General features: G+C 70.3%; 25 protein-coding genes. 14 read left to right on the top strand and 11 right to left on the bottom strand.

The genetic code is table 11. The features are described 5' to 3' along the window. Positions 1-50: 50 nt before the first annotated feature. The 3 genes from OG205_RS07145 (at position 51) to OG205_RS07155 (ending at position 3388) form a co-directional block, all read left to right on the top strand. A complete protein-coding gene (locus OG205_RS07145; RefSeq protein WP_330275447.1) occupies positions 51-263 on the top strand; it encodes a hypothetical protein in 213 nt (70 codons plus the stop codon). A 99-nt stretch (positions 264-362) separates the two neighbouring features. Then, entirely contained in the window at positions 363-2030 is a 1668-nt protein-coding gene (treS, locus tag OG205_RS07150) for a maltose alpha-D-glucosyltransferase (RefSeq protein ID WP_330275448.1), read from the top strand. Next, complete coding sequence (locus tag OG205_RS07155; protein ID WP_330275449.1) at positions 2027-3388, top strand: maltokinase N-terminal cap-like domain-containing protein; 1362 nt, start codon at positions 2027-2029, stop codon at positions 3386-3388. Before treS ends, OG205_RS07155 begins: the two co-directional genes overlap by 4 nt. Here the strand turns inward: OG205_RS07155 and OG205_RS07160 are convergent. Beyond that, positions 3385-4374, bottom strand: a complete 990-nt coding sequence (locus tag OG205_RS07160; RefSeq protein WP_330275450.1) for a zinc-dependent alcohol dehydrogenase family protein — start codon at positions 4372-4374, stop codon at positions 3385-3387. The genes OG205_RS07155 and OG205_RS07160 overlap by 4 nt on opposite strands. An 87-nt stretch (positions 4375-4461) precedes the next feature. Then, positions 4462-4797 carry an ArsR/SmtB family transcription factor gene (locus OG205_RS07165; RefSeq protein WP_330275451.1) on the bottom strand — a complete coding sequence of 112 codons (336 nt, stop codon included), beginning with the start codon at positions 4795-4797 and terminating at the stop codon, positions 4462-4464. A gap of 85 nt (positions 4798-4882) precedes the next feature. Between OG205_RS07165 and OG205_RS07170 the strand changes: the two genes are divergently transcribed. The 3 genes from OG205_RS07170 (at position 4883) to OG205_RS07180 (ending at position 6596) form a co-directional block, all read left to right on the top strand. After that, on the top strand, positions 4883-5068 hold the full coding sequence (locus OG205_RS07170) for a hypothetical protein (protein WP_319974135.1): 186 nt from the start codon (positions 4883-4885) through the stop codon (positions 5066-5068). A 156-nt stretch (positions 5069-5224) separates the two neighbouring features. Continuing rightward, positions 5225-6091: a thermonuclease family protein gene (locus OG205_RS07175; RefSeq protein ID WP_330275452.1), complete on the top strand. Its 867-nt coding sequence runs from the start codon at positions 5225-5227 to the stop codon at positions 6089-6091. Beyond that, a complete protein-coding gene (locus OG205_RS07180; protein ID WP_330275453.1) occupies positions 6081-6596 on the top strand; it encodes a hypothetical protein in 516 nt (171 codons plus the stop codon). Before OG205_RS07175 ends, OG205_RS07180 begins: the two co-directional genes overlap by 11 nt. Before the next feature lie 2 nt (positions 6597-6598). On the opposite strand, the gene OG205_RS07185 is transcribed toward OG205_RS07180, so the two are convergent. Further along, complete coding sequence (locus tag OG205_RS07185) at positions 6599-7159, bottom strand: TetR/AcrR family transcriptional regulator (RefSeq protein WP_330275454.1); 561 nt, start codon at positions 7157-7159, stop codon at positions 6599-6601. 57 nt (positions 7160-7216) lie between these two features. Between OG205_RS07185 and OG205_RS07190 the strand changes: the two genes are divergently transcribed. Continuing rightward, a complete protein-coding gene (locus OG205_RS07190; protein ID WP_330275455.1) occupies positions 7217-7996 on the top strand; it encodes an SDR family NAD(P)-dependent oxidoreductase in 780 nt (259 codons plus the stop codon). Here the strand turns inward: OG205_RS07190 and OG205_RS07195 are convergent. The 3 genes from OG205_RS07195 to OG205_RS07205 are packed head-to-tail and all read right to left on the bottom strand — an operon-like array spanning position 7980 to position 12033. After that, positions 7980-9431, bottom strand: coding sequence for a hypothetical protein (locus tag OG205_RS07195; protein WP_330275456.1), 1452 nt, complete (start codon positions 9429-9431; stop codon positions 7980-7982). The two genes, OG205_RS07190 and OG205_RS07195, sit on opposite strands and share 17 nt — an antisense overlap. Next, a complete protein-coding gene (locus tag OG205_RS07200) occupies positions 9428-11236 on the bottom strand; it encodes a flavin-containing monooxygenase (RefSeq protein ID WP_330275457.1) in 1809 nt (602 codons plus the stop codon). The genes OG205_RS07195 and OG205_RS07200 overlap by 4 nt, the downstream gene beginning before the upstream one ends. Positions 11237-11265: 29 nt before the next feature. Further along, entirely contained in the window at positions 11266-12033 is a 768-nt protein-coding gene (locus tag OG205_RS07205; protein ID WP_330275458.1) for an SDR family NAD(P)-dependent oxidoreductase, read from the bottom strand. Between the two features lie 90 nt (positions 12034-12123). Between OG205_RS07205 and OG205_RS07210 the strand changes: the two genes are divergently transcribed. Continuing rightward, positions 12124-12750: a TetR/AcrR family transcriptional regulator gene (locus OG205_RS07210; RefSeq protein ID WP_330275459.1), complete on the top strand. Its 627-nt coding sequence runs from the start codon at positions 12124-12126 to the stop codon at positions 12748-12750. Here OG205_RS07210 and OG205_RS07215 read toward each other — a convergent pair. Beyond that, complete coding sequence (locus OG205_RS07215; protein ID WP_330275460.1) at positions 12739-13653, bottom strand: alpha/beta hydrolase; 915 nt, start codon at positions 13651-13653, stop codon at positions 12739-12741. The genes OG205_RS07210 and OG205_RS07215 overlap by 12 nt on opposite strands. A 79-nt stretch (positions 13654-13732) precedes the next feature. Between OG205_RS07215 and OG205_RS07220 the strand changes: the two genes are divergently transcribed. After that, entirely contained in the window at positions 13733-14272 is a 540-nt protein-coding gene (locus OG205_RS07220) for a helix-turn-helix domain-containing protein (protein ID WP_330275461.1), read from the top strand. Here OG205_RS07220 and OG205_RS07225 read toward each other — a convergent pair. Next, the gene (locus tag OG205_RS07225) at positions 14229-14726 is read right to left on the bottom strand and encodes an SRPBCC family protein (RefSeq protein ID WP_330275462.1); all 498 of its coding nucleotides are present in this window, start codon (positions 14724-14726) and stop codon (positions 14229-14231) included. The two genes, OG205_RS07220 and OG205_RS07225, sit on opposite strands and share 44 nt — an antisense overlap. Positions 14727-14828: 102 nt before the next feature. On the opposite strand from OG205_RS07225, the gene OG205_RS07230 reads away from it, so the two are divergent. The 3 genes from OG205_RS07230 to OG205_RS07240 all read left to right on the top strand — a co-directional run bounded on the left by OG205_RS07230 (position 14829) and on the right by OG205_RS07240 (position 17609). After that, positions 14829-15677, top strand: coding sequence for a helix-turn-helix domain-containing protein (locus OG205_RS07230; RefSeq protein ID WP_330275463.1), 849 nt, complete (start codon positions 14829-14831; stop codon positions 15675-15677). Between the two features lie 68 nt (positions 15678-15745). Beyond that, on the top strand, positions 15746-16690 hold the full coding sequence (locus OG205_RS07235) for an SMP-30/gluconolactonase/LRE family protein (RefSeq protein ID WP_330275464.1): 945 nt from the start codon (positions 15746-15748) through the stop codon (positions 16688-16690). Between the two features lie 70 nt (positions 16691-16760). Further along, a complete protein-coding gene (locus tag OG205_RS07240; protein ID WP_330275465.1) occupies positions 16761-17609 on the top strand; it encodes a type II CAAX endopeptidase family protein in 849 nt (282 codons plus the stop codon). Here the strand turns inward: OG205_RS07240 and OG205_RS07245 are convergent. After that, positions 17566-18285: a TetR/AcrR family transcriptional regulator gene (locus OG205_RS07245; RefSeq protein WP_330275466.1), complete on the bottom strand. Its 720-nt coding sequence runs from the start codon at positions 18283-18285 to the stop codon at positions 17566-17568. The two genes, OG205_RS07240 and OG205_RS07245, sit on opposite strands and share 44 nt — an antisense overlap. A gap of 86 nt (positions 18286-18371) precedes the next feature. On the opposite strand from OG205_RS07245, the gene OG205_RS07250 reads away from it, so the two are divergent. Next, complete coding sequence (locus OG205_RS07250; RefSeq protein ID WP_330275467.1) at positions 18372-19238, top strand: NAD(P)H-binding protein; 867 nt, start codon at positions 18372-18374, stop codon at positions 19236-19238. A 3-nt stretch (positions 19239-19241) separates the two neighbouring features. On the opposite strand, the gene OG205_RS07255 is transcribed toward OG205_RS07250, so the two are convergent. Further along, positions 19242-19829, bottom strand: a complete 588-nt coding sequence (locus OG205_RS07255; RefSeq protein WP_330275468.1) for a TetR/AcrR family transcriptional regulator — start codon at positions 19827-19829, stop codon at positions 19242-19244. 60 nt (positions 19830-19889) lie between these two features. Between OG205_RS07255 and OG205_RS07260 the strand changes: the two genes are divergently transcribed. Next, a complete protein-coding gene (locus tag OG205_RS07260; protein ID WP_330275469.1) occupies positions 19890-20150 on the top strand; it encodes a hypothetical protein in 261 nt (86 codons plus the stop codon). A 28-nt stretch (positions 20151-20178) separates the two neighbouring features. Here OG205_RS07260 and OG205_RS07265 read toward each other — a convergent pair whose 3' ends face one another. Continuing rightward, a complete protein-coding gene (locus tag OG205_RS07265; RefSeq protein WP_330275470.1) occupies positions 20179-21192 on the bottom strand; it encodes a S1 family peptidase in 1014 nt (337 codons plus the stop codon). Between the last annotated feature and the right edge of the window lie 189 nt (positions 21193-21381).

Below are 21381 nucleotides of genomic sequence, written 5' to 3' on the forward strand. Positions count from 1 at the left end.
CCCCTCGGCGAGGTGCAGTTCGCAGCCACAACGAGGTGGAGGTGGGGACCGTGATTCTGCGTGACCACGGGTCTGATGCGCGGCAAGGGGACTTCGTCGAGTTCAGCGTCGACGGGGAACAGACGCACAAGGGGATCGTGATGATGCTGCGCAGCGTGGGGGAGAAGCTGCACTACGTCGTGCAGGACGAACTCACCCGCGACCGGCACGAGATCCCGATGCAACGGATCGCCTGCGTGCTCGAACGGCACGAAAAACACTGACCTCCGGAGCCGTTCACACGGTCAGGTGAACGATTTGATCTTGGCGCCCGCTGTGCCGCACTCTGCCGCAATTCCCACTACGTGCGAGCGAGAGGTGCCATGGAGCACGAGGCGAACTGGTTCAAGGGCGCGGTCTTCTACGAGGTTCTGGTCCGGGCGTTCAGCGACTCCAACGGTGACGGCACCGGCGACCTCCGCGGGCTCGCGTCCAAACTGGACTATCTCCAGTGGCTGGGTGTCGACTGCCTGTGGCTGCCGCCGTTCTACGCGTCGCCGTTGCGTGACGGCGGGTACGACATCAGCGACTTCCGGGCGGTGCTGCCGGAGTTCGGCACGGTCGAGGACTTCGTGTACCTGCTGGAGGAGGCGCACCGGCGCGGGATCCGGGTGATCACGGACCTGGTGCTCAACCACACCAGCGACGCGCACCCGTGGTTCCAGCAGTCACGGCAGGACCCGACGGGCCCGTACGGCGACTACTACGTGTGGAGCGACGACGACTCGCGTTACAGCGACGCGCGGATCATCTTCGTCGACACCGAGTCGTCGAACTGGACCTACGACCCGGTGCGCGGGCAGTTCTACTGGCACCGCTTCTTCAGCCACCAGCCGGACCTCAACTTCGACAACCCCGCCGTCCAGGACGCGATGCTCGACATCCTCCGGTTCTGGCTGGAGCTGGGCATCGACGGCTTCCGCCTCGACGCCGTGCCCTACCTGTTCGAACGTGAGGGCACGAACTGCGAGAACCTGCCCGAGACCCACGACTTCCTGCGCAAGTGCCGCAAGGTCGTCGATGACGAGTTCCCCGGCCGCGTTCTGCTGGCCGAGGCGAACCAGTGGCCGTCCGACGTCGTGGAGTACTTCGGTGACCAGGCCGTCGGTGGCGACGAGTGCCACATGGCGTTCCACTTCCCGTTGATGCCGCGGATCTTCATGGCGGTGCGGCGCGAGTCGCGGTTCCCGATCTCGGAGATCCTGGCGCAGACGCCGGCGATCCCGGAGAACGCCCAGTGGGGCATCTTCCTGCGCAACCACGACGAACTGACGCTGGAAATGGTCACCGACGACGAACGTGACTACATGTACACCGAGTACGCGAAAGATCCGCGGATGAAGGCGAACATCGGCATCCGCCGCCGCCTCGCGCCGTTGCTGGAGAACGACCGCAACCAGCACGAGCTGTTCACCGCGATGTTGCTGTCGTTGCCGGGTTCGCCCGTTCTGTATTACGGCGACGAGATCGGCATGGGCGACAACATCTGGTTGCAGGACCGCGATGCCGTCCGCACGCCGATGCAGTGGACGCCCGACCGCAACGCCGGCTTCTCGTCGTGCGACCCCGGCCGGATCTACCTGCCGGTGATCATGGACCCGGTCTACGGCTACCAGGGTCTGAACGTCGAGGCGCAGACCCGCAACCAGTCGTCGCTGCTGAACTGGACCCGCCGGATGATCGAGGTGCGCAGGCAGCACCGCGCGTTCGGGCACGGCGACTTCACCGAGCTCGGAGCGTCCAACCCCACGGTGCTCGCCTACCGCCGCACGCTCGGCGCCGACGTGGTGCTGTGCGTGAACAACCTCTCGCGCTTCCCGCAGCCCGTCGAGCTCGACCTGTCCGAGCACGCCGGCACCGTGCCGCTGGAGCTCACCGGCGGGGTGGCGTTCCCCGCGGTCGGCGAACTGCCGTACCAGTTGACCCTGCCCGGCCACGGTTTCTACTGGTTCCAGCTGAGCTCCGACGTGGAAGGCGGCGACAAGAAGTGACGACGAGCGAGGCCGTCGAGGTCGTCCCCGCCCCCGAGCAGCTGGATCGCTGGCTGCACGCGCAGCCCTGGTTCCACGGCCGCGGGCCGGTGGTGTGCGAACGAGTCACCGTCCTGCGCGACGGCGATCCCGCGCTGGTCCACGTCGTGCTCGCGTGCGACGGACGCCGGTACCAGTTGCTGCTGGGCCTGCGCGACGAACTGCCCGAGCGTCTGGTGCACGCCCGGATCGGCCGCGCGGGCGAGCGCGAGGTGTACGAGGCGGTGTACGACCCGGAACTGACGGCCGTGCTGCTCGACCGTTTCGAGAAGCCCTCGGAGATCGAGGAACTGCGGTTCCGCGGCGCGCTGCCGCCCAGGTACACCGCCGCGCCGGTCGGACGGCCGTTCCCGGGCCCGCAGCGCAACTTCTCGATCGTCTACGGCCAGCGGCACGTGCTGAAGTTCTTCCGCGAGCTGGTGCCCGGCGACAACCCGGAACTGGTGCTGCACACCGCACTGCACGAGATCGACGACCCGCACATCGCACCGCCGCTGGGCGCGCTGGAGTCCGAACTGGACGGAGTGCGCACGACTTTCGCGGTGCTGCACGAGTTCGTGCCGCTCGGCGCGCTCGGCTGGCCGATGGCCACCGCCAGCGTCCGGGACTTCCTGGCAGGCCCCGGCGCGGACCCGCAGGACGCGGGCGGCGACTTCGCCGCCGAGGCGCACCGGCTGGGCAGGGCCGTCGCCCGCGTGCACGCCGACCTGCGCGAGACGCTCGGCGAGCAGATCGCCGGACCGGACGACGAGGTCGAGTTCGCCGCGGCCCTGCACCGCCGCCTGGACGCCGCGCTGACCGAGGTCCCCGCGCTGGCGCCGTTCGAGGCGGGCCTGCGCGCCCGGTTCGACGCGGTGCCGGCTACCTCCGAATCCCTGCGGCTGCAACGGGTGCACGGCGACCTGCACCTGGGTCAGGTTCTGCGGTCGCCGCGCACCTGGGTGCTCGTCGACTTCGAGGGAGACCCGAACGGCAGCGCGGCGGAACGCGCGCGGCCACGCCCCGCCGAGCACGACGTGGCCACCGTCCTGAGGTCGCTGCACTACGCGGCGGCACAGCTGCTGGTCGGCGCGGAGGACGTGGCCACCCTGCTGCCCAGCGCGGCGCGGTGGCTGGAGCGCAACCGGAAGGCGTTCTGCGACGGGTACGCCGAGCTGGCGCCGGACCTGCGGCCCGATGGCGCGCTGCTGACCGCCGTCGAACTGGACCGGGCGGTGCTGGAGGTGCTGCACGAGCACCGGTTCCGTCCGGAGTGGACGGTCATTCCGCTGTCCGCGATCGCGGAGGTGGTGACGGGAGAGCCGGCCTGGCTGGTCTAGCCGACGGTGACGACGATCTTGCCGATGTGGTTGCTCGCCTCCATGTAGCGGTGGGCGTCGGCGATCTCGGCAAGATCGAACGTGCGGTCCACGGCGGGCGTGAACGAGCCTACGGCGAGCCCGGCGTTGATGAACGCGACGGCGCGGCGCAGGCGTTCGGGGTCCCTGCTGATCGAGTGCATCGAGTACGCGCGGCTGGTGAGCTGCGGGTAGCTGCTCGCGTTCGGCAGGGGCGTGGGGCGCGGGTCGAGCGCGCCGTAGACCACCAGGTGGCCGCCGGGAGCGATGGCCTGGGCGAGGGTCTCGACGCCGGGACCCGCGATCGGGTCGAACGCCAGGCGGACGCCCTCGCCGCCGGTGATCTCCTTGACGCGCGTGGGCAGGTCCTCCTCGGCGGTGACGATGACGTGGGCCGCGCCCGCGTCCAGGAGTCGTTGGCTCTTCGCGGCGTCGCGGGTGGTGGCGATCGGGATCGCGCCGATGTGGCGGGCGATCTGGACGGCCGCCTGGCCGACGCTGCTCGCGGCGGCGCTGATCAGCACGTGGTCGCCGGGGCGGACCTCGCCGGACTCGAACAGCGGTCCGTACGCGGTGATGTAGGCCATCCACACGGCCGCGGCCTGCACCGCGCCCACGTTCGCCGGGCGGGGGAACACGGCGGAGGCGGGCACGATCACGTGGTCGCCGTAGGTGCCGTACCTGGTCATTGAGAACGCCGGCACGACGGCGATCGGGTCGCCCTCAGCGACGTGCGACACGCCCTCGCCGACCGCCTCGACCACGCCCGCGGCCTCGTAGCCGAGCGTGGCGGGGAAGACCGGCTGTTCGTAGTAGACGCCCTCGCGGAACATGATCTCGGCCCGGTTCAGGCCGATCGCGTCCACGCGGATCCGCACCTCGCCGGCTCCGGGTTCGCCGACCGCGACGTCGCGGAGCGTCAGCACCTCGGGACCGCCGAGCCGGTCGAACTGCACGAGTCTTGCCATGGGGGAGCCGTCCTCAGGGGTCGGGAAGCTGTGCCGCCCACCCTGCCCCAAAGTTTGATGGCCGTCAAACTTTGACCGCCATCGAAGTTAGGCCTCGGTCTCCGCCGCGGTCACCACGGCCGGCAGCAGGCCGGGGAACCGGGCCTCCATCTCGGCCGTGCGCAACGAGTTCAGCTTGGTCGTTCCCCGGTAGTGCTGCCGGATCACGCCCGCCTCGCGCAGGACGGTGAAGTGGTGGGTGAGGGTCGAGTCCGACACCGGCGTGTCGAACGTGCCGCAGCCCTTCTCGCCGCCCGCCCGCGTCAGCTGGCACACGACCATGCGCCGGACCGGGTCCGCCAGCGCCTCCAGGGCCTGCTGCAACGTGACCTCGGACAGCTCGGGGTGCTCCACGGTCCGCGGGGTGGTGCGGGGACGTGCCACGGTGACTCCTCACGACTTCGACGGCGTTCATAGTACGACCGCCATCGAACCTTCCGGGCGTCCTGCCGCCGGTAGCCTCCCGTCCATGAGCAGAAAACTGCTGGTCGGGCTCGGAATCGTGTTGCTGCTGGTCGGCGGGGTGTGGACCGCGCAGGGGCTGGGCTATCTGAAGGGCAGCTTCATGACGGGGCAGCAGCTGTGGACGACGATCGGGCTGTTGTGCGCCAGCGCCGGCGTCATGATGCTGATTCCCTGGCCCAAGAAGAAGTGACAGAACGTGCGCCATCAATCACAGCCCCCGGCGTGCTGTGAACGATAACGGAACTCTGTGAATGAACGATCCCGTCGTTGACGCGTATTTAGTCAATGAACGGAACGGCCGTTTGTGTCATGGATCGTCCGACCTTCATCAAGCCGGGGACCGCCATTGCCCAGCACAGCTGAATCCGCCGCTCACGGGGCGGTCACGGGGATCGTTCGCCGCTTCTGGTGGCGCACCAGCCAGCCCGCGAGGCTGGCGATCGGATGTTTTGGTGTCGTCACCGCGCTCGCCGCCACGGGCGCGGTCGCGTTCGGCGGCGACGATCTTTCTCGGGAACGGGGGAACGGGCTCGAAGCGAGCGGGTTCCGAGGCGACACACTCCAGTTGACCGTGCGCGAAGTGACCGAAGTAGATCTTTTCGAGGGCGCGGAGCCCATCACCGGACGCGTCGTCCGCGCCCGTGTCGCCGGGTTGCGGCCGGTGGCGGACTGCTGGGCGGCGGAGTCCCGGGCCACCGCCCAGGACCTGTTGCGCGGCAAGGACGTGCGTCTCGTGGTGAAGAAGGACGCGTCGGGGAGCGATCGGCTCCTGGTCGACGTGGAACTGCCGGACGGTGCGGACTACGCGCAGGCCGTGGTGAGCGGCGGCGCGGTGCCGGCAGACCTGACGGCTCGCGGCGAGCTGGCAGGGGACGAGTCCGCCGCCCGGCTGGGGCGCCTCGGTCTGTGGGCGGCCGGGTGCGCTCCCGGCGGAGTGACGACCGCTTCCAGCACGCCTCCGTCGTCTTCCGAGTCGAGTGCGCCCACGACGACAACGGTCACGACCACGACGGAGACCTCCACCCCTCCACCACCTCCGCCGCCGCCGACCACGACGACCTCGTCGGAGCCCCCGGACGAGGAGGAGTGGGACGACTCCCGGCTGGGCAAGCTGTGTCTCTTCGAGGGCGCGCGCAGGACGACCAAGGACGGGTACGAGATCGTCTGCTCCCGCAACGGAAAGAACCAGCTGAGGTGGCGCCGTGCCGACTGAGGACGACGTCGACCTGTTCAGCAAAGCCGTGCCTGCCGCCGAAACAGGGCCCAGCCTCGCCGACGGCAGGACACCGCGAGGCCTGACGCCCGGCGGCTGGGTGCGCACGACGGGCTGGCTCCAGGTCGGCGACCATCCCGTGAGCTCGGCACTCGTCGCCGCGGTCGTGGGCCTGCTGGGAGCCTTGGTCGTCGCGGCCGCGCTGGTGGGCACCCGACCCGTCGCCGCCGGAGTCCTGGTGCTCACGGTGCCGTTGGTGTGCGGCGGGGCGTGGTGGCTGTTCACCGGGCGGCTGAAGCCCGCGTCCCCGGCCCGCAACATCGGGACCACGCCGGCGGGTGAGCTGATGCCCGGCGACGACGTTCGGCTGCACGGCTCGATCGGACCGGTCGGGCACGTCGCGGCGGTGACGCTGGGCGAGGTCGTCGAGGTGACCTTCCGCGGTGGCACGCGCCAATCGTGGCCTGGTGACCAGGCGGTGCACCTCGTGAGGCTCCTCGGCTGACTTCAGGGCAGCAGAAGCTCGAACAGTTGCCGCAGGGTGGCTTCGAGCGTCTCCTCGTCCGTCCCGTTCAACGCGGTGCTGCCGATCACCTTGCGCAGCAACCAGAATCCCGCGATCACCGACAACGCCACTGCGGCGCGGTCGGTGCCGCGGGTCCCGGGCGCGACCTCGTGTAGGTGGGCCTCGACGTGTCGTTCGATGTTCTCGCGCAGGATCTCGGCGGCCCGCGGGTTGGCCGCCGACCGCAGCATGAGCAGGAACGGCGACAGGTCGTCCGCGGTCGGCGCGGTGCGGCGGACCAGCGCGGCGGCGATGTCGCGGGCCAGGGTCGCGGGATCGCCGCCCAGCACCGTGCGGTCGGTCATGGACACCTCGGCGACCTCGGCGAACAGTCCTTCCTTGGAACCGAAGTAGCGGTTCACCAGCATCGCGCTGACCCCGGCCGCCTGGGCGATCTCGCGGACGCCGATCCCGTCGAAGCCGTGCCGCGTGAATCCCTCGATGCCCGCGCGCAGGATCGCGGCACGGGTGGCGGACGCGTCCCGGCGATGTGTCGTCGTCATGTATACAAGTGTAGACTTACTTTGTAAGTATACGACTGCAGACTTGACGGAGACGCAGTGGAACTGAACCTGAAAGGCAAGCGCGCCCTGGTCACGGGCTCGAGCTCAGGGCTGGGAGAAGCAATCGCACGACTGCTGGCCGCGGAAGGGGCGGAGGTCGTCGTGCACGGTCGCGACGAGGTTCGCGCCAAGGCGGTCGCGGCGGACATCGGCGCCGCGGCGGTGGCGATCGGCGACCTCGCGACCGACGCCGGGGCCGACGCGGTCGCCGAGGCCGCCGGCGAGATCGACGTGCTGGTGAACAACGCCGGTGTGTACGGCCACGAAGGCTGGGAGGACGCGACGCCGGACGTGTGGCGGGACATCTACGAGACCAACGTGGTCTCCGCGGTGCGCATGATCGGGCGCTTCGTCCCCGGCATGCGCGCCCGCGGCTGGGGCCGGGTGATCCAGATCGGCGGCGGCCTCGGCTCCCAGCCGATCCCGGTCCAGCCCCACTACAGCGCCACCCTGGCCGCCCGGCACAGCCTCGCCGTCTCCCTGGCCCGAGAGCTCAAGGAGACCGGCGTGACCTCGAACGTGGTCTCGCCGGGCGCGATCATGGTCGACTCGGTCCGCGACTGGCTGACGAGTCACGCGCCGGCGAACGGCTGGGGTGAGCGCTGGGAGGACATCGAACGCAACGCCGCCAGGGACTTCGTGCCCAACGACATCGGCCGCTTCGGCCGCCCGGAGGAGATCGCCGGCGCCGTGGCCTACCTGGCGAGCCCCTACGGGGACTACGTCAGCGGCGCGACGATCAGGGTCGACGGCGGCACGGTCAAATCGGTGATCTGAACCGCGGTAGCCGGAGCACGACGCCATCGCCGGAGACGTGCAGCGCGCCGTCCGGTGCGACGGCGAGCCCGGCGAAGCCACGCGGGCACCCCGGCATTCCGTGGACGACGAGCGCGCGTGGAACCGTCTCCAGTGGACTGAGGGCGAGGTCCTCGGCCTCGGTCCTGATCGCGCCGGTGGTCAGGTCGATCGCCAGCAACCGCCGGCGGCCCGCCTCCACGACGAACAGCTCGTCGTCTCGGACGGCCAGACCCTGAGGTGCCGCAAGGCCTTCAGCGATCGGCACCGGCCGCCCGTCGTCGACGCGGTGGACGCCCTGCTCGTCACTGACGTAGCACCGCTGCCCGGCATCGAACGCCACGTCCACCGGCTCGCGGAACCCGTCCGCCAGCACCGTGACCGTGTCGTCGGCGTCGATCGCGATGATCCGCCCGGCGCCTGTCTCCGCGACCACGAGCACCCCGTCGTCGCGCACCGCGACACCGAGCGGACAGCGCAGTCCCTTGGCCCGCACCTTCCCGTCCGTGCGCACCTCGCCGTACTGCGAGGTCGTGTGCAGCCGGTCCCCATCGGCGGCCACACCGTGCGTGAAGCTGACCGCCCGGTCACCGGCCACGCGATAGTGGTCCGCCGCGTGGACGACGCCGGCCGGGTCGACCGCGACGCCGTAGGGCCCGACCAGGCCCTGCGGCACGATCTGCCGGATCCGGCCGTCCGGGTGGACCTCCGCGATACCGCCGCCCGCGAAACTGGAGACGTACACGCGGTTGTCGTCGTCGACCGCGGCGTTGTCGAGTCCGAACACCCCGGTGGTGAGGAGTCGCCGTTGCCTGGCGGGGGAGATGCGGGTGATCTCGCCCTCGACGCCGGCGGACAGGATCAGCAGGGTGCCTTCGCGGTCGAAGCGGACCGCGACCGGGGAGTGCAGCCCGTCGGCGACGAGTTCGGGCGTTCCGCCGTCGGGTGAGATCCGGTGGACCTCGCCGGTGAGCATGTGCGGGTAGTACAGGTGTCCGTCGGGGCCGGCCTGCATCGCGTTGCCGATGGCCAGCTCGGCGGCGAGCACGACGGGCTCGCGGCCGTCCGGGAACAGTTCGAACAACCGGCCGCCGGGCCGCATCTCGTTGACGAACAGGCGGTCTCCCACGCACGTGATGCCGTTCGGCGCCTTCACCTCGTCGGAGACCAGCGTGTACTCGCCGAGCGGGTCGCGGCGCCACACCCGGCCGGGTGCGAGGTCGGCGATGTACATCGAGCCGTCCGCGCCGAACGCCAGGTCGTCCGGCGACTGGACGACGCTGCCGTCCGGCACGATCACCTCGATCTCGCCGGTGGCGAGGTCGACGGCGCTGATGCGTCCGCTGAGGTACTCGGCGACGTGGAGCCGGCCGTCCGGGCCGAAGGCGATGCCGTTGGTGCCGCGGAACGGGCTCATCCGGCCATCACCATGACGTCGTCGATGCCGCCGCCGGCCCGCCAGTCCCTGAGCAGGGCGTGGAACGCGCTGGCACCGCCGCCGTAACCGTTGCGCGGCTGGGGTTTCCCCTCGTTGTTGTAGTAGCCGGGCGTGCATTCGAGGTGGAACCTGTAGAGCTCCTCCGCGTTCGCGCCGAGGGCCGACACCCAGGCGTCCACGGCCTCGGCGCTCGGCTCGACCCACCGCGCGCCACGCTTGCCGGCCTCCGCGACGACGGCCGCGATGTGGCTCGCCTGCTCGTCCAGGACGTGCGTGAAGTTCACCGAGGCGGCGTTCTGCAGCGCGCCCATCGTGAACAGGTTGGGGAAACCGTTGCTGTAGAAGCCGTGCAACGTCCGCAGGCCGCGGCTCCAGTGCTGCAACAGGTGGGTGCCGTCGCGCCCGTACACGGGCAGCCGGCCGGTCACCAGGTCCGACATGCCGACCTGGAAGCCGGTGGCGAAGATGATGCAGTCCACCTCGTACTCGCGGTCGCCGACCACGATCGCGTTCTCCGTGACGCGTTCGACGCCGCCCTGGTCGGCGGTGTCGACCAGGGTGACGTTGGGACGGTTGAAGGTCTGGAGGTACTCGTCGCTGAACGTCGGCCGCTTGCACGCGTAGCGGTACCAGGGTTTGAGGAGTTCGGCCGTGTCCGGGTCCTCCACGATGCCGTCGACGCGGGCGCGGACCTGGTTCATCTTGCGGAAGTCGAGGATCTCCTCGACGCGCTCGCGTTCCTCCGGCGTCAGCGACTCGTGCGCCTGGCCCTGGGTCATCTTCCGCAGCAACTGGGCGCTGTCCGTCCACGCGTCTCCCACGTGGTCCTCGTCGGCCTGGCCACCGCTGAGGATGTCGAGGAAGTTCTCCATCCGGTGCCGCTGCCAGCCCGGTGCCAGGGACGCGGCCCAGGCCGCCTCGGTCGGCCGGTTGGCTCGGTAGTCCACAGTGGACGGCGTGCGCTGGAAGACGTACAGTCGCTCGGCGTCCCGGCCGAGATGGGGGACGACCTGGATCGCGGTCGCGCCGGTGCCGATCAGGGCGACGCGCTTGTCCGCCAGTGCGGTGAGGTTCCCGTTCGTGTCGCCGCCGGTGTAGCCGTAGTCCCAGCGGCTGGTGTGGAAGGTGTGGCCCGTGAAGGTCTCCATGCCGGGGATGCCGGGGAGCTTGGGCCGGTCCAGGGTTCCGTTGGACATCACCACGTACCGCGCGCGCATCCGGTCGCCGCGGTCGGTGGACACGATCCACTCGGCCGCGTCCTCGTCCCAACGCAGCTCCGTGACCGCGGTCTGGAAACACGCGTCGCGGTAGAGGTCGAAGTGCTCACCGATGGCGCGCGCGTGCAGGCGGATCTCCTCGCCGGGCGCGTACTTCCACTCGGGGACGTAACCGAGTTCGTCCAGCAGCGGCAGGTAGATGTAGGACTCGATGTCGCAGTGGATGCCCGGATAGCGGTTCCAGTACCAGGTACCGCCGAAGTCCCCGCCCTTCTCGATCACCCGGATGGAACCGGCACCCGCCTGCCGGAGTCGTGCCCCGGCGAGCAGGCCCCCGAGCCCGCCACCGATGACGATCACTTCTACTTTGTCCTGCAGAGGTTCGCGGGTGAACTGCGGATCCACGTGCGGGTCCTCGGCGTAGTAGCCGAACTCGCCGGAGGCGTCGCGGTACTGGGCGGCGCCGTCGGGACGGATGCGGCGCTCCCGTTCGGCCTGGTACCTGGCGCGCAGTTCGTGCGGGTCGAAGCCGAGGTCTTCCGGAACGGCGTCGGAAACGGACAGCACAGAGAAAGCCTTTCGCTGAAAAGGGGTCGTCAGACCGCGGACCAGCCGTTGTCGACCGGAAGGACGACGCCGGTGATGTTGGAGGCGGCGGCGGAGGCGAGGAAGACGATCGCGGCGGCCTGTTCCTCGGCCTCCGCGATGCGGCCGACGTTGGGCAGGTACCGGCCGACGACCCGCGGTCCGTGCCCGGCGGGATCGGGGGAGGTGGAGATGCCCGTCGCCGTGCCGCCGGGCGCGATCGCGTTGGCCCGGACACCCGACTCCCGGTACATGACCGCGACCGAGCGCATGAGTCCGACGAGTCCTGTTTTCGCTGTCGTGTAAGCGAGTCCGGCGGCGCTGCCGCGCAGCGCGGCCTCCGACGCGGTGTACACGATGGCGCCCCTGCCCGTGGCGAGCAGGTGCGGCAACGCGGCACGGGTCAGCCGGAAGGGCGAGGTCAGGTTGACGGCGATGAGGCGATCCCACTCCTCGTCGGAGACGTCGGCCGCCGCCGTCATCGAGTCCATGATCCCGGCGTTGCACACCAGCACGTCCAGGCCGCCGAACGTGCTCACCGCCGTCGTGACCACCTCGTCCACCACGGCTGCCTCGGTCAGGTCGCCCGCGACGGCCACCGCGGTCCCGCCGGCCGTCGTGATCTCCTCGGTCACGGTCTTGGCGGCGTCGCCGTTGACGTCGGCCACCACCACTTTCGCGCCCAGCAGGGCGAACTGACGGGCCGCTGCCCGTCCGATGCCCGATCCGGCGCCGGTCACGACGACGCTGCTGCCGTCCAGGTCACTGGTTGTGGTCATGTGATCACCGTACCGACTTAATGGCACGATGCGCCACTATGTCATTCACAGACAAAAAGTAGGATGTGGAGCACACAGGACGGAGGTGGCATGACCGGCCATCAGCAGACCCGTGCGGCGGAGCGGACCGGGCGCCCGCCGCTGACCGAACGGCGCAAGGCGGAGACCAGGCTTGAGGTCGCCCGCGCGGCCGTCCGCCTCTTCCTGGCACAGGGGGTCGCGGACACGTCCGTCGAGGAGATCGCGGCGCAGGCGGGCATCTCCGCGCGCACGCTGTGGCGCTACTTCCCGAGCAAGGAGAGCTGCGTCATGCCGCTGCTGGTCAGCGGGATCGAGCACACGGCGGCGCGGCTGCGGTCGTGGCGCGGTGACCAGGGCGTGTCGGAGTTGCTCAGCACGCTCGCACACGGCCACGCCGGGTCCCCGGAGAGCATGGCCGAGATGCTGAACCTGGTCCGGCTGACCAGGACCGATCCTGGCCTGCGCGCGGTCTGGCTGGAGGCGCACCGGGAGGCGGAGCCGGCCTTCGCCGAGGCGCTCGCCCACCGCGCGGGGCTGGCCGAGCCGGACCTGGCCACCGCGATCCAGGCGGCGATGATCAACGGGGCGTTGCGGGTGGCCGTGGAGCACCACGCGTTCAACGCCGAAACGCCCGCGTCCTTGGCGGTGGCGACCGCCGAGGCGTTGACGATCGCCGCGCGGGGACTACCGGCGTAGTTCGGTTCCTTCGGGGGCGAGAGTGCGGGCGAGCCACGACGTCGTGGTCCCGACGAGTTCCTCGTCCACGGGCCGGCGCAACTGCCTGGGGTAGAAGAGGATCGACGGACGGCCGGGGTCGCGGCGGAGCAGATGCGTCAGGTCGGGAACTCGCCGCACCTCCGCCGTGCCCTGGACGAGGGCGTCGATCCGGTGCAGGTCGTCGGGATCGACCTGGATGTCCTTCTCGCCGGTCACGGCCAGCACCGGAACCTGGATGCGTGCGAGGTCAGACCTCGTGTCGTGGCCCAGCATCTCCCGCGTCCACCGGGCGTTCATCGGTTTCCCGGCGACGCGGACGACGTCCGGCCCGGGCGTCCTGAGCCGGATCACCCGCCGGACGGCCAGCCGGGCCAGGGGCCGCAACGGTGCGGGAAGTCCACGGGCGATGGCGTCGGCCTGCCAGTGCAGGGCGTCCTCGCCGGAACGAGCGAACCCGGCCAGCAGCACCACCGCGGCGACACCGGGACGGGACCCGAGTGCCATGGCGTGCAGCGCGCCTTCGCTGTGGCCGACGACGCCGATGCCGTCGGACCGGATGTCGGGCCGCGCCGCGAGAGCGTCGAGTGCCGCGGCGGCGTCGTCCCGGTTGTCGGCGAACCCGGTCGTCAGCCAGTCGCCGGGGGAGGCCCCGACGCCGCGCCGGTCGTAGCGCAGGGTCGCGATGCCTTGCCGGGCAAGCGATTCGGCCAGCACCGGGCCGAGGTTCTGCTTCAGTCGCCCGGCGTTGCCATCGCGGTCCAGCCGCCCGGAGCCGTGCAGCAGCAGAACGGCCGGGTGTGGGCCGGCGCCGTCGGGAACGGACAGGGTGCCCGCCAGCGGTGTGCCGTCACTCGCGATGATCGTCAGGTCCAGGTTCCGCAAAGTCCCAGCTCCGCACGTCTCTCAGGGGCACGAATATTATCGACTCTGAGAACATTACCGTACGTGAGAAGATGGGGTCATGGCGACCGCGGACCTCCTCCTGCATCCCGTGCGGATGCGCATCCTGCAGGCGTTGTTCGAGACTGATCCGCTCACCACGGCCCAGTTGAGGGAACGCCTGCCCGACATCGCGCCGGCGACCATGTACCGGCACATCGCGGTCCTCGCCGAGAGCGGCGTGCTCGAAGTGGCGGACGAACGCCGGGTGCGAGGCACGGTCGAGCGCAGCTACCGGGTGCGCAAGGAGGAGGCCACGGTCGACCAGGACGCGCGCGCCGCGATGACCAGGGAAGACCACCTGCGGTCGTACTCGACGTTCGCCGCCTCGCTGATGGGCGACTTCGACCGTTATCTCGCTCATCCCGACGCGGATCCGCACGCGGACGGCGTGGTCTACCAGCAGGCCGCGGTGTGGCTGACCGACGAGGAGTTCGCCACGATGCTCAAGGAGATCCAGCACGCGGTCCTGTCGCGGACGGGCGGGGAGCGGGACGGCGGACGCCGCCGCAGGGTCGTCAGTCTTGTCGTGGTGCCCGACGAGCCGGCGGGTTCCGCGTGACCCAGTCGGCGAGCGCGGTGAGCGTGGTCTCGGCGCTGGCCGCCATGTAGTCGCGCAGCGCTTCCACGTCCGCGCGAGTGCCGCCGAGCACCGGATCCATGCGCAGCAACCGCCACGACTGCTCCGCCGCGGTGCCGCGGTCGTGGGCCTCGAACGTCCAGGTCCACTCGACGATTCCGTCGACCACAAAGGCGAAAACGGCTCCCGGCTCGGCTTTCACGACCTGCGACCGGGTGGTCCACTCCTTGCCGTCCCTGCGGTTGCGGCCGCTGAACCACGCGCCAGCCTCGGGTCCGGAACCCTCGTCGAACGCGACGTCGCTCGCGTTGGGACTCCAGCGGCTGATCGCGGCCACGTCGCTGACGAGGCGGTAGACGTCGACGGGATCGGCATCGATCCACGTGCGACGCGTGAAGGTGAAATCGGACGGGTCCAGCTCGGTGACAGTGCTCATGGGACTCACTTCAGCGGGTGCCGCGCGGGCGGACCACTCCCGGCTCTGCGTATCCCTGGCTGGGAGAGGTAACGGGCGCCGCCCCGGCCCATACTCGAATCCATGAGCGGAACCGCACAGTTCGGGGACTTCCTCCAGACGAGGCGTTCGCAGCTTCGCCCGGAGGACGTCGGCGTCCCGACCTACGGCGAACGGCGACGCGTGCAGGGTCTGCGACGGGAAGAACTCGCGCAGCTGGCCGGCGTGAGCGTGTCCTACTACACGAGGCTCGAACAGGGACACTCCCTCAGCGCCTCACCCGAGGTGCTGGACGCGCTCGCCACCGCTCTGCAGCTCGACGAGGCCGAACGCCAGCACCTGCACACGTTGGCGACGCCCGCGAAGCAGGCTCGCCGAGCGCGCAGGCCCGCTCCCGAACGCGTGCCGGAGGCGACCGTCCAGTTGCTCCACGCGCTGGCGGACGTTCCCGCGATCGTGCTCGGCCGCCGCAGCGAGGTGCTGGCCTGGAACAGGCTGGGGCACTCGCTGTTCGCGGGACATCTGGACTTCACCGCCGTCGACAGGGTGGCGGAACGCCCGAACATGTCCCAGCTCGTGTTCCTCGACGCGCACACCCGTGAGCTGTACGCGGACTGGCAGAGCAAGGCCAGGGCGGTGGTGGGGAACCTGCGCCTGATGGCGGGGCGGTATCCCGACGACGCCGCGCTGCACGAACTGGTGGGACAGCTGAGCGCGAAGAGCACGGACTTCGCCTCGATGTGGGCCGACCACCGCGTGAAAGCGTGCGCCACCGCCGTGTACGAGATGCGGCATCCCCTCGTCGGTCCGCTGGTCGTCACGCAGCAGACCCTGAGCAACGGACCGGGCCCGAGCATCGTGGTCGCGACCGCGCCGCCGGGCTCGCCGTCGGCCGCAGGGCTGTCCCTGCTCGCTCACCTGATCCGGGCGTAGAACGCCCGCACAGCAACCACATCAGAAGGGTGCGGCGCTGCCGCATGCCCGAAAACAGTGAGGAAACCATGTCCGCGAAGCATGTCCGCAAGGCGCTCGTCGCCGCGATCCTGGCCGCGACCACCTTTGCTGCCACCCCTGCGTACGCCGCGTTGTGCGCCCCGCACGTCGTCCAGCACTTCGACCTGGCCAAGGGGCAGACGCCCGAGAGCATCGTGTTGTCTCCCAACGGAACCGCGTACGTGACCTTCGCCAAGGCCCGGCAGATCGCCGAGATCTCGCCCAGCGGCAAGATCCGCATCCTGGCCACGCTGCCCGCGCCCGCGGACGGCGGAGTCGGCACTCCCGCGCTGGGCTTCCCGCTGACGGTCGGCATCGACCGGGCGTCCGACGGCACGCTGTACTTCCTGTACGCCACCGGCACCGCGGACCTCACCGGCGTGTGGAGCCTGCGACCGGGTGGGACGCCGCCGCGCCGCATCGCACCGTTGCCCGCAGCGAGCCTGCCCAACGGCCTCGCGCTCGACCAGCGCACCCGCACCCTCTACGTCGCCGATTCCACCGGTGCCGTGTGGAAGGTGCCGACGTCCGGGGGTGCGACCGTCTGGGCGTCCGGCGAGGAGCTCAAGCCGGCCGGCTTCCTCGGCGCGAACGGTCTCAAGCTGCACGACGGGGCGGTGTGGGTGACCAACCTCGACCGGGGCACGATCCTGCGCATCCCTTTGCGCGCCAACGGAAGTGCGGGTCAGACGCAGGTCGCCGCCACCGGGTTGACCGGCATCGACGACTTCGCGTTCACCGGCAGGGGCGAGGAGATCATCGCCGCGCTGGACACCGTGAACGAGGTCGCGCTCGTCAAGTCCGACGGCACGCACGAGGTCGTCCTGACCGCCGCCGACGGTCTGCAGGGCCCGACGTCGATCGCGGTGCGCGGCCGGACCGTGTACGTGCCGAGTGCCGCCTACCTCACCGCGAAGGACCCCAACCTGCTGCTGGCCCGCCTCGGGCACTGAGGGCTCGACATCGCTATCAGTTCTGATAATGTTCTCGAAACTGATAGCGATCGCACCTCGAGGAGCAGAGATGGACGACAACGCGCGGGCCGGCCGGGGGAGTGGCCTCGCCACGTTCTTCGTGGTCACCTTCATCGTCACGTGGGGGTGCTGGCTCGTCGCCATCGTGCTCGGTGAACCGCCGACGACGTTCCCGGCGGTGATCCCGTTCCTGCTCGGCGGTTTCGGTCCGGTCTTCGGCGCGATAGCGGTCAGGTTGCGCCGGAACCGGCTCGGCGAGCCGGTTCCCGTCCACGCCGTCAGGTTCCGGCTGAACGCCCGGCTGCTCTGGGCGTTGCCCCTGCTGGTGCTGGCGGTCGCGACGGTGGCCGGTGGCACGGTGCTCGCTCAGGCACTCGGCGGTCCGGTGCTGAGCCTGGACGCGGGACGGGCGCTGATCGCGACGGCCGGCGGCGCTGCGCCGTTCTTCGTCAGCATGCTCATCGGCGGTCCGCTCGCCGAGGAACCGGGCTGGCGCGGCACGGCCTATCCGCGCCTGCTGGCGCGCCTGGGGCGCGTCCGCGTCGGGCTGGTTCTCGGTGCGGCGTGGGCGGTCTGGCACCTGCCGTTGTTCTTCATGACCGGAACCGTGCAGGCGGGCTTCGGGCTGGTGAGCTGGAGCGGATTGTTGTTCACGCTCAGCGTCTTCCCGATGGCACTGCTGACCGGCTATGCCTACGAACTCGGAGGGGTGCCCGCGGCCATCGCCGTCCACTTCGGAGTCAACGCGACGACGGCCGTGCTGAACGCCTTCTCACCGATGACGCAGGTGGTGGTCCTCGTGGTGCAGCTTCTCGTTGCGGTGACGGCGATCGCGCTGCGCCGGCCCGTGTCGGTCACCGTTGTGGACGGTCCTGGAGTTCGGCTACGGCACGGCTGAGCCACTCCGCCAGAAGGGTGCGCTCAGCCTCGCTGAGCGCCGGGAACTCGGGCAGCGCGGCCTGCAGCGCCACGGCGAGAGCGATGGGCCCGGAGTCGGGCCGGACGGACGTCGAGGTCAGGATCTCGCCGAGAACCGCGTCCAGCAGCGCGGTGGCGAGGTCCGGATCGCGACGGTCCTCGGGTTGCCCCAGCAGCGCGAACACGGCGCCGGTGCCGGCGGCGTGGATCATGTCGACCGCCCGTGCCTCGGAGACCTTCAGCAACCTCGCGGCCGCCACCCGTGCGACCCTGGCCCGCAGCACCTCGGCGCCGTCGCTGGTGGCGGAGGAGTTCCGCAGCCGCCCCGGCGCGACGAGGAGCAGGAACACGTCGGGATTGGCCAGGTTGAACGCGATGTGCGCGCGCCAGGCGGCCCGCAGGTCCTCGACCGGGTCGCCGTTCTCCTCGGCGGCCCTGGCTGCCTTCGTGGCGACGTAGTCGGCCAGCACGTGCTCCGCGACCGCCTCCAGGAGACCGTCCTTGTCGCCGAACAGCCGGAAGATCGTCGGCGGCGGCACGCCCGCCTCCTGGGCGACCGCGCGGGTGGTGACCGCCTTGGCGCCGCTCGTGCGGAGTAGGTGGGCCGCGGCGGCGACGATCCCGGACCGGGTGTCAGTGGTGGTCGGCTCCGACATGGATCGATGGTATCAGGAAGTTGATATCATCGATCCGGATCAGTGATATCGTCGAAACGAATCACTGGTTCACGCAGGAGGAAGCCATGATCATCGTTACCGGAGCCACCGGCAGGCTCGGCGCCCAGATCGTCGGGAAGCTGCTGGACCACGTTCCCGCCGGCACCGTCGGCGCCAGCGTGCGCGATCCGGACAAGGCGGCGGCACTGGCCGCTCGCGGCGTTCGCGTGCGCGCCGGCGACTTCACCGATCCGTCCACGTTGGACCACGCCTTCGAGGGTGCGGACCAGGTGCTCGTCGTCTCGGCCTCGATCAGGGGCCCGCAGGCCGCCGGTGCCAACGTGGCCGCGATCGACGCCGCCGTGCGGGCGGGCGCGTCGCGCGTGCACTACACCAGCCACCAGGCGGCCTCGCCTGACTCGTTGTTCGACCCGGGACGGCAGCACGCGTCGACGGAGCGGCACCTCGCCGGCCAGGGCGTCGCGTACACGGCCCTGCGCCACGGCTTCTACACGAGCACCCTGGAGCACTACGTGCCCGCCGCGCTGCAGACGGGTGAGTTCCGGCTGCCGGAGGACGGGCCGTTCTCCTGGACCGCGCACGCCGACCTCGTCGAAGCGGACGTCCTGTCGTTGACGCGCCCCGGCGCGCTCGACGGCCTGACGCCGCCGCTCACCGCGCCCGACCTGCTCGACTTCGCCGACGTGGCACGTGTTCTCGGTGAACTGACCGGACGTGACATCAAACGGGTCGTGGTGGACGACGAGGAGTGGAAGGAGACGGTGGTCGCCCAGGGCATGCCGGCCGCGGCCGCCGAGTTCACGCTCGGCATGTTCCGCGCGGCGCGGGCAGGTCAGTTCGCGGTCACCGACCCGGCGCTGGAGAACCTGCTCGGACGACCGGCCATTCCGGTGCGTGCCGTGCTGGAGGACGTCGTGCGCCTCCAGCCCTGACGGTCACCGGAAGATCGTGCCCAGGACGTGGGCGAGGATGGCGCCGGGATCGGACGCGGGGGCGACCGTCTGCCGCAGGGCGAGCCCGATGCCCAGGGCACCCAGCATGACCACGGCCTGGTCCAGTGGCATCGCGGGTTCGAGGTCCAAGCGCTGCGAGTGCTCGGTGAGCAGGGAGACGACCTCGTCGTCGTGCCGCCGCTGGATGGCGGCGACCAGGGTCGCGGTCTCGGGTTGCTGGGCCGTCGCTGCGAGCACCTCCGCGGCCGCGGCGCTCCACTTCGCGGCGTCCTCGTCCGACGGGTCGGCCGGAGCGAGGGCCGCGAGCACCTGCTCACGACCGGTGGCGCGGCCGAGAGCGTCCCGCAGTCCCTGGAGGTGGGCGTCCGCGCCGGCCTCGATGATCGCCAGCCACAGCCCTTCCTTGCCGCCGAAGTGCTTGTAGACGGCGCCACGGGTGTAGCCGGCGTCGGCGGCGATCTCCTCGACCGTCGCCGCCAGGAAACCACGTCGCAGGAACACCTGCTGCCCGGCGGCGAGCAGGTGTTCGTGGGTGCGTCGCTGCTGCTCGGCCCGCGTCAGCCTGGTCATCGCCCGCCGTTCAGTAACAGACCGTTTCTGGAAACACGACGTTACTGTACCGTCGGACGCATGGAGCTTCTGGGGCCGCTGGCGGCGTTTCTGAGCGTGCCGCTCGGCCTGGCCGGGTTCGTGCTGTACGCCGTGCGCGCCCGCCGCAGCGGAGGTGGCGGGTCGATGCTGTCGCCGATCGAGGAGATCTGGGACCCGATCTCGCACCGGACGAACATCCAGATCCAGATCGAGGGCGAACGGAGTCCTGAGACCCCGTCGCCCGGCGACCCGCTTCGGTTGCGCAAGCGGCCCCGCGGTGATCAGGGCGCGACGCGGTAGGCGTCGATCATGCCGACCGGCGTGCCGGCTAGTAGACCGTCACCCCGTAGGCGTTGAGTGCCTCGGTGACGGGCTGGTAGAAGGACCGCCCACCGCTGGTGCAGTCACCGCTGCCACCGGAGGTGAGGCCGAGCGCGGTGTTGTTCGCGAACAACGGCCCTCCGCTGTCGCCGCCCTGCACGCACACCGTCGTCGCGATCATGCCGGTGACCGTCGTGCCGTCCACGTAGTTGACGGTGACGTTGAGGCCGGTGACCTTGCCGCGGTGGAACCCGGTGGTGCTGCCGCTGCGCCCGACGGTCTGGCCCACCACGGCGTTGCCCGCGCTGTCGATGGAACGCCGGGTGCCGTTGTAGAGGTTGACCTCACCGGGCCTGCTGATGTTGCTGGTGTACTGGAAGAGCGCGTAGTCGTTGCCGGGGAAGCTGGTTCCGGTCCTGGAGGCGATGACCTGGCCGCCGGAGGTGGACCAGGTGGACGTGAGGTTGCCGCAGTGGCCGGCCGTCAGCAGGTAGGCGGTGCTGGTGCCGGGCCTCTTCACGTTGAACCCGAGCGAGCAGCGCACGCCGCCGCCGAGAATGGCGTCACCGCCCGAAATGGTGGTCGTGAACGAGCCGGGGACCTGCTCCAGTCGCGCGGTGTCGCCCAGACCGGCGACCGCGGCCTTCAACCGGGCGAGCGACGCGCCGGTCACGGTCGTGTCGGCGGAGACGACCACCTGGTTGGTGACCGGGTCGGTGCCCCAGGAGGTGCCGGGGATCTTCGCCGAGCGGTCGAGCACGGCGGTGCTGGCTTGAAGGGTGGCGGCGCTGTGCTGGACGAGCCGGGCTCGTGCGCCGGACGCGGTGACGGTGGCGAGCGCGGCCTGGTCGGTCACGGCGACGACGAGCCGGCCGGAATCGTCCAAATAGGACCCCGCGGCGGACGAGCCGAGCCGCTTTTCCAGAGTGGAGACATCGGCCTGTGCGGCGGGTGCGGTGACGAAACCGGCCGCCAGCGCGGCTATCGACACCAACTTGAGTGCGGCAGGGAAACTGCGCATCGAAAACTCCCGACTGTGCAACGAGAATCGCCCCCGGCAGGGTTGCGGGCGCACAGCCAGACTGCTGCGTTTCGCGAAAACGGTCCAGACGCCTAATAAAAATTTGGGCGGCGAACGGCCGATAATAGTATTAAGGCAATTCGTCGCTGTGCTGAACGGTTCGGCGCGGACGACATCCGCGCCGAACCG

The organism is Lentzea sp. NBC_00516, assembly GCF_036346835.1.
Taxonomy (GTDB): Bacteria; Actinomycetota; Actinomycetes; order Mycobacteriales; family Pseudonocardiaceae; genus Lentzea; species Lentzea sokolovensis.

Bases quoted from the DNA above. Each gene is read 5' to 3' on its own strand.
- treS (WP_330275448.1), top strand. From the start codon at position 363: ATGGAGCACGAGGCGAACTGGTTCAAGGGCGCGGTCTTCTACGAGGTT.
- OG205_RS07160 (WP_330275450.1), bottom strand. From the start codon at position 4,374: ATGGCAAGACTCGTGCAGTTCGACCGGCTCGGCGGTCCCGAGGTGCTG.
- OG205_RS07170 (WP_319974135.1), top strand. From the start codon at position 4,883: ATGAGCAGAAAACTGCTGGTCGGGCTCGGAATCGTGTTGCTGCTGGTC.
- OG205_RS07185 (WP_330275454.1), bottom strand. From the start codon at position 7,159: ATGACGACGACACATCGCCGGGACGCGTCCGCCACCCGTGCCGCGATC.
- OG205_RS07195 (WP_330275456.1), bottom strand. From the start codon at position 9,431: ATGAGCCCGTTCCGCGGCACCAACGGCATCGCCTTCGGCCCGGACGGC.
- OG205_RS07205 (WP_330275458.1), bottom strand. From the start codon at position 12,033: ATGACCACAACCAGTGACCTGGACGGCAGCAGCGTCGTCGTGACCGGC.
- OG205_RS07210 (WP_330275459.1), top strand. From the start codon at position 12,124: ATGACCGGCCATCAGCAGACCCGTGCGGCGGAGCGGACCGGGCGCCCG.
- OG205_RS07220 (WP_330275461.1), top strand. From the start codon at position 13,733: ATGGCGACCGCGGACCTCCTCCTGCATCCCGTGCGGATGCGCATCCTG.
- OG205_RS07225 (WP_330275462.1), bottom strand. From the start codon at position 14,726: ATGAGCACTGTCACCGAGCTGGACCCGTCCGATTTCACCTTCACGCGT.
- OG205_RS07230 (WP_330275463.1), top strand. From the start codon at position 14,829: ATGAGCGGAACCGCACAGTTCGGGGACTTCCTCCAGACGAGGCGTTCG.
- OG205_RS07235 (WP_330275464.1), top strand. From the start codon at position 15,746: ATGTCCGCGAAGCATGTCCGCAAGGCGCTCGTCGCCGCGATCCTGGCC.
- OG205_RS07240 (WP_330275465.1), top strand. From the start codon at position 16,761: ATGGACGACAACGCGCGGGCCGGCCGGGGGAGTGGCCTCGCCACGTTC.
- OG205_RS07245 (WP_330275466.1), bottom strand. From the start codon at position 18,285: ATGTCGGAGCCGACCACCACTGACACCCGGTCCGGGATCGTCGCCGCC.
- OG205_RS07250 (WP_330275467.1), top strand. From the start codon at position 18,372: ATGATCATCGTTACCGGAGCCACCGGCAGGCTCGGCGCCCAGATCGTC.
- OG205_RS07255 (WP_330275468.1), bottom strand. From the start codon at position 19,829: ATGACCAGGCTGACGCGGGCCGAGCAGCAGCGACGCACCCACGAACAC.
- OG205_RS07260 (WP_330275469.1), top strand. From the start codon at position 19,890: ATGGAGCTTCTGGGGCCGCTGGCGGCGTTTCTGAGCGTGCCGCTCGGC.
- OG205_RS07265 (WP_330275470.1), bottom strand. From the start codon at position 21,192: ATGCGCAGTTTCCCTGCCGCACTCAAGTTGGTGTCGATAGCCGCGCTG.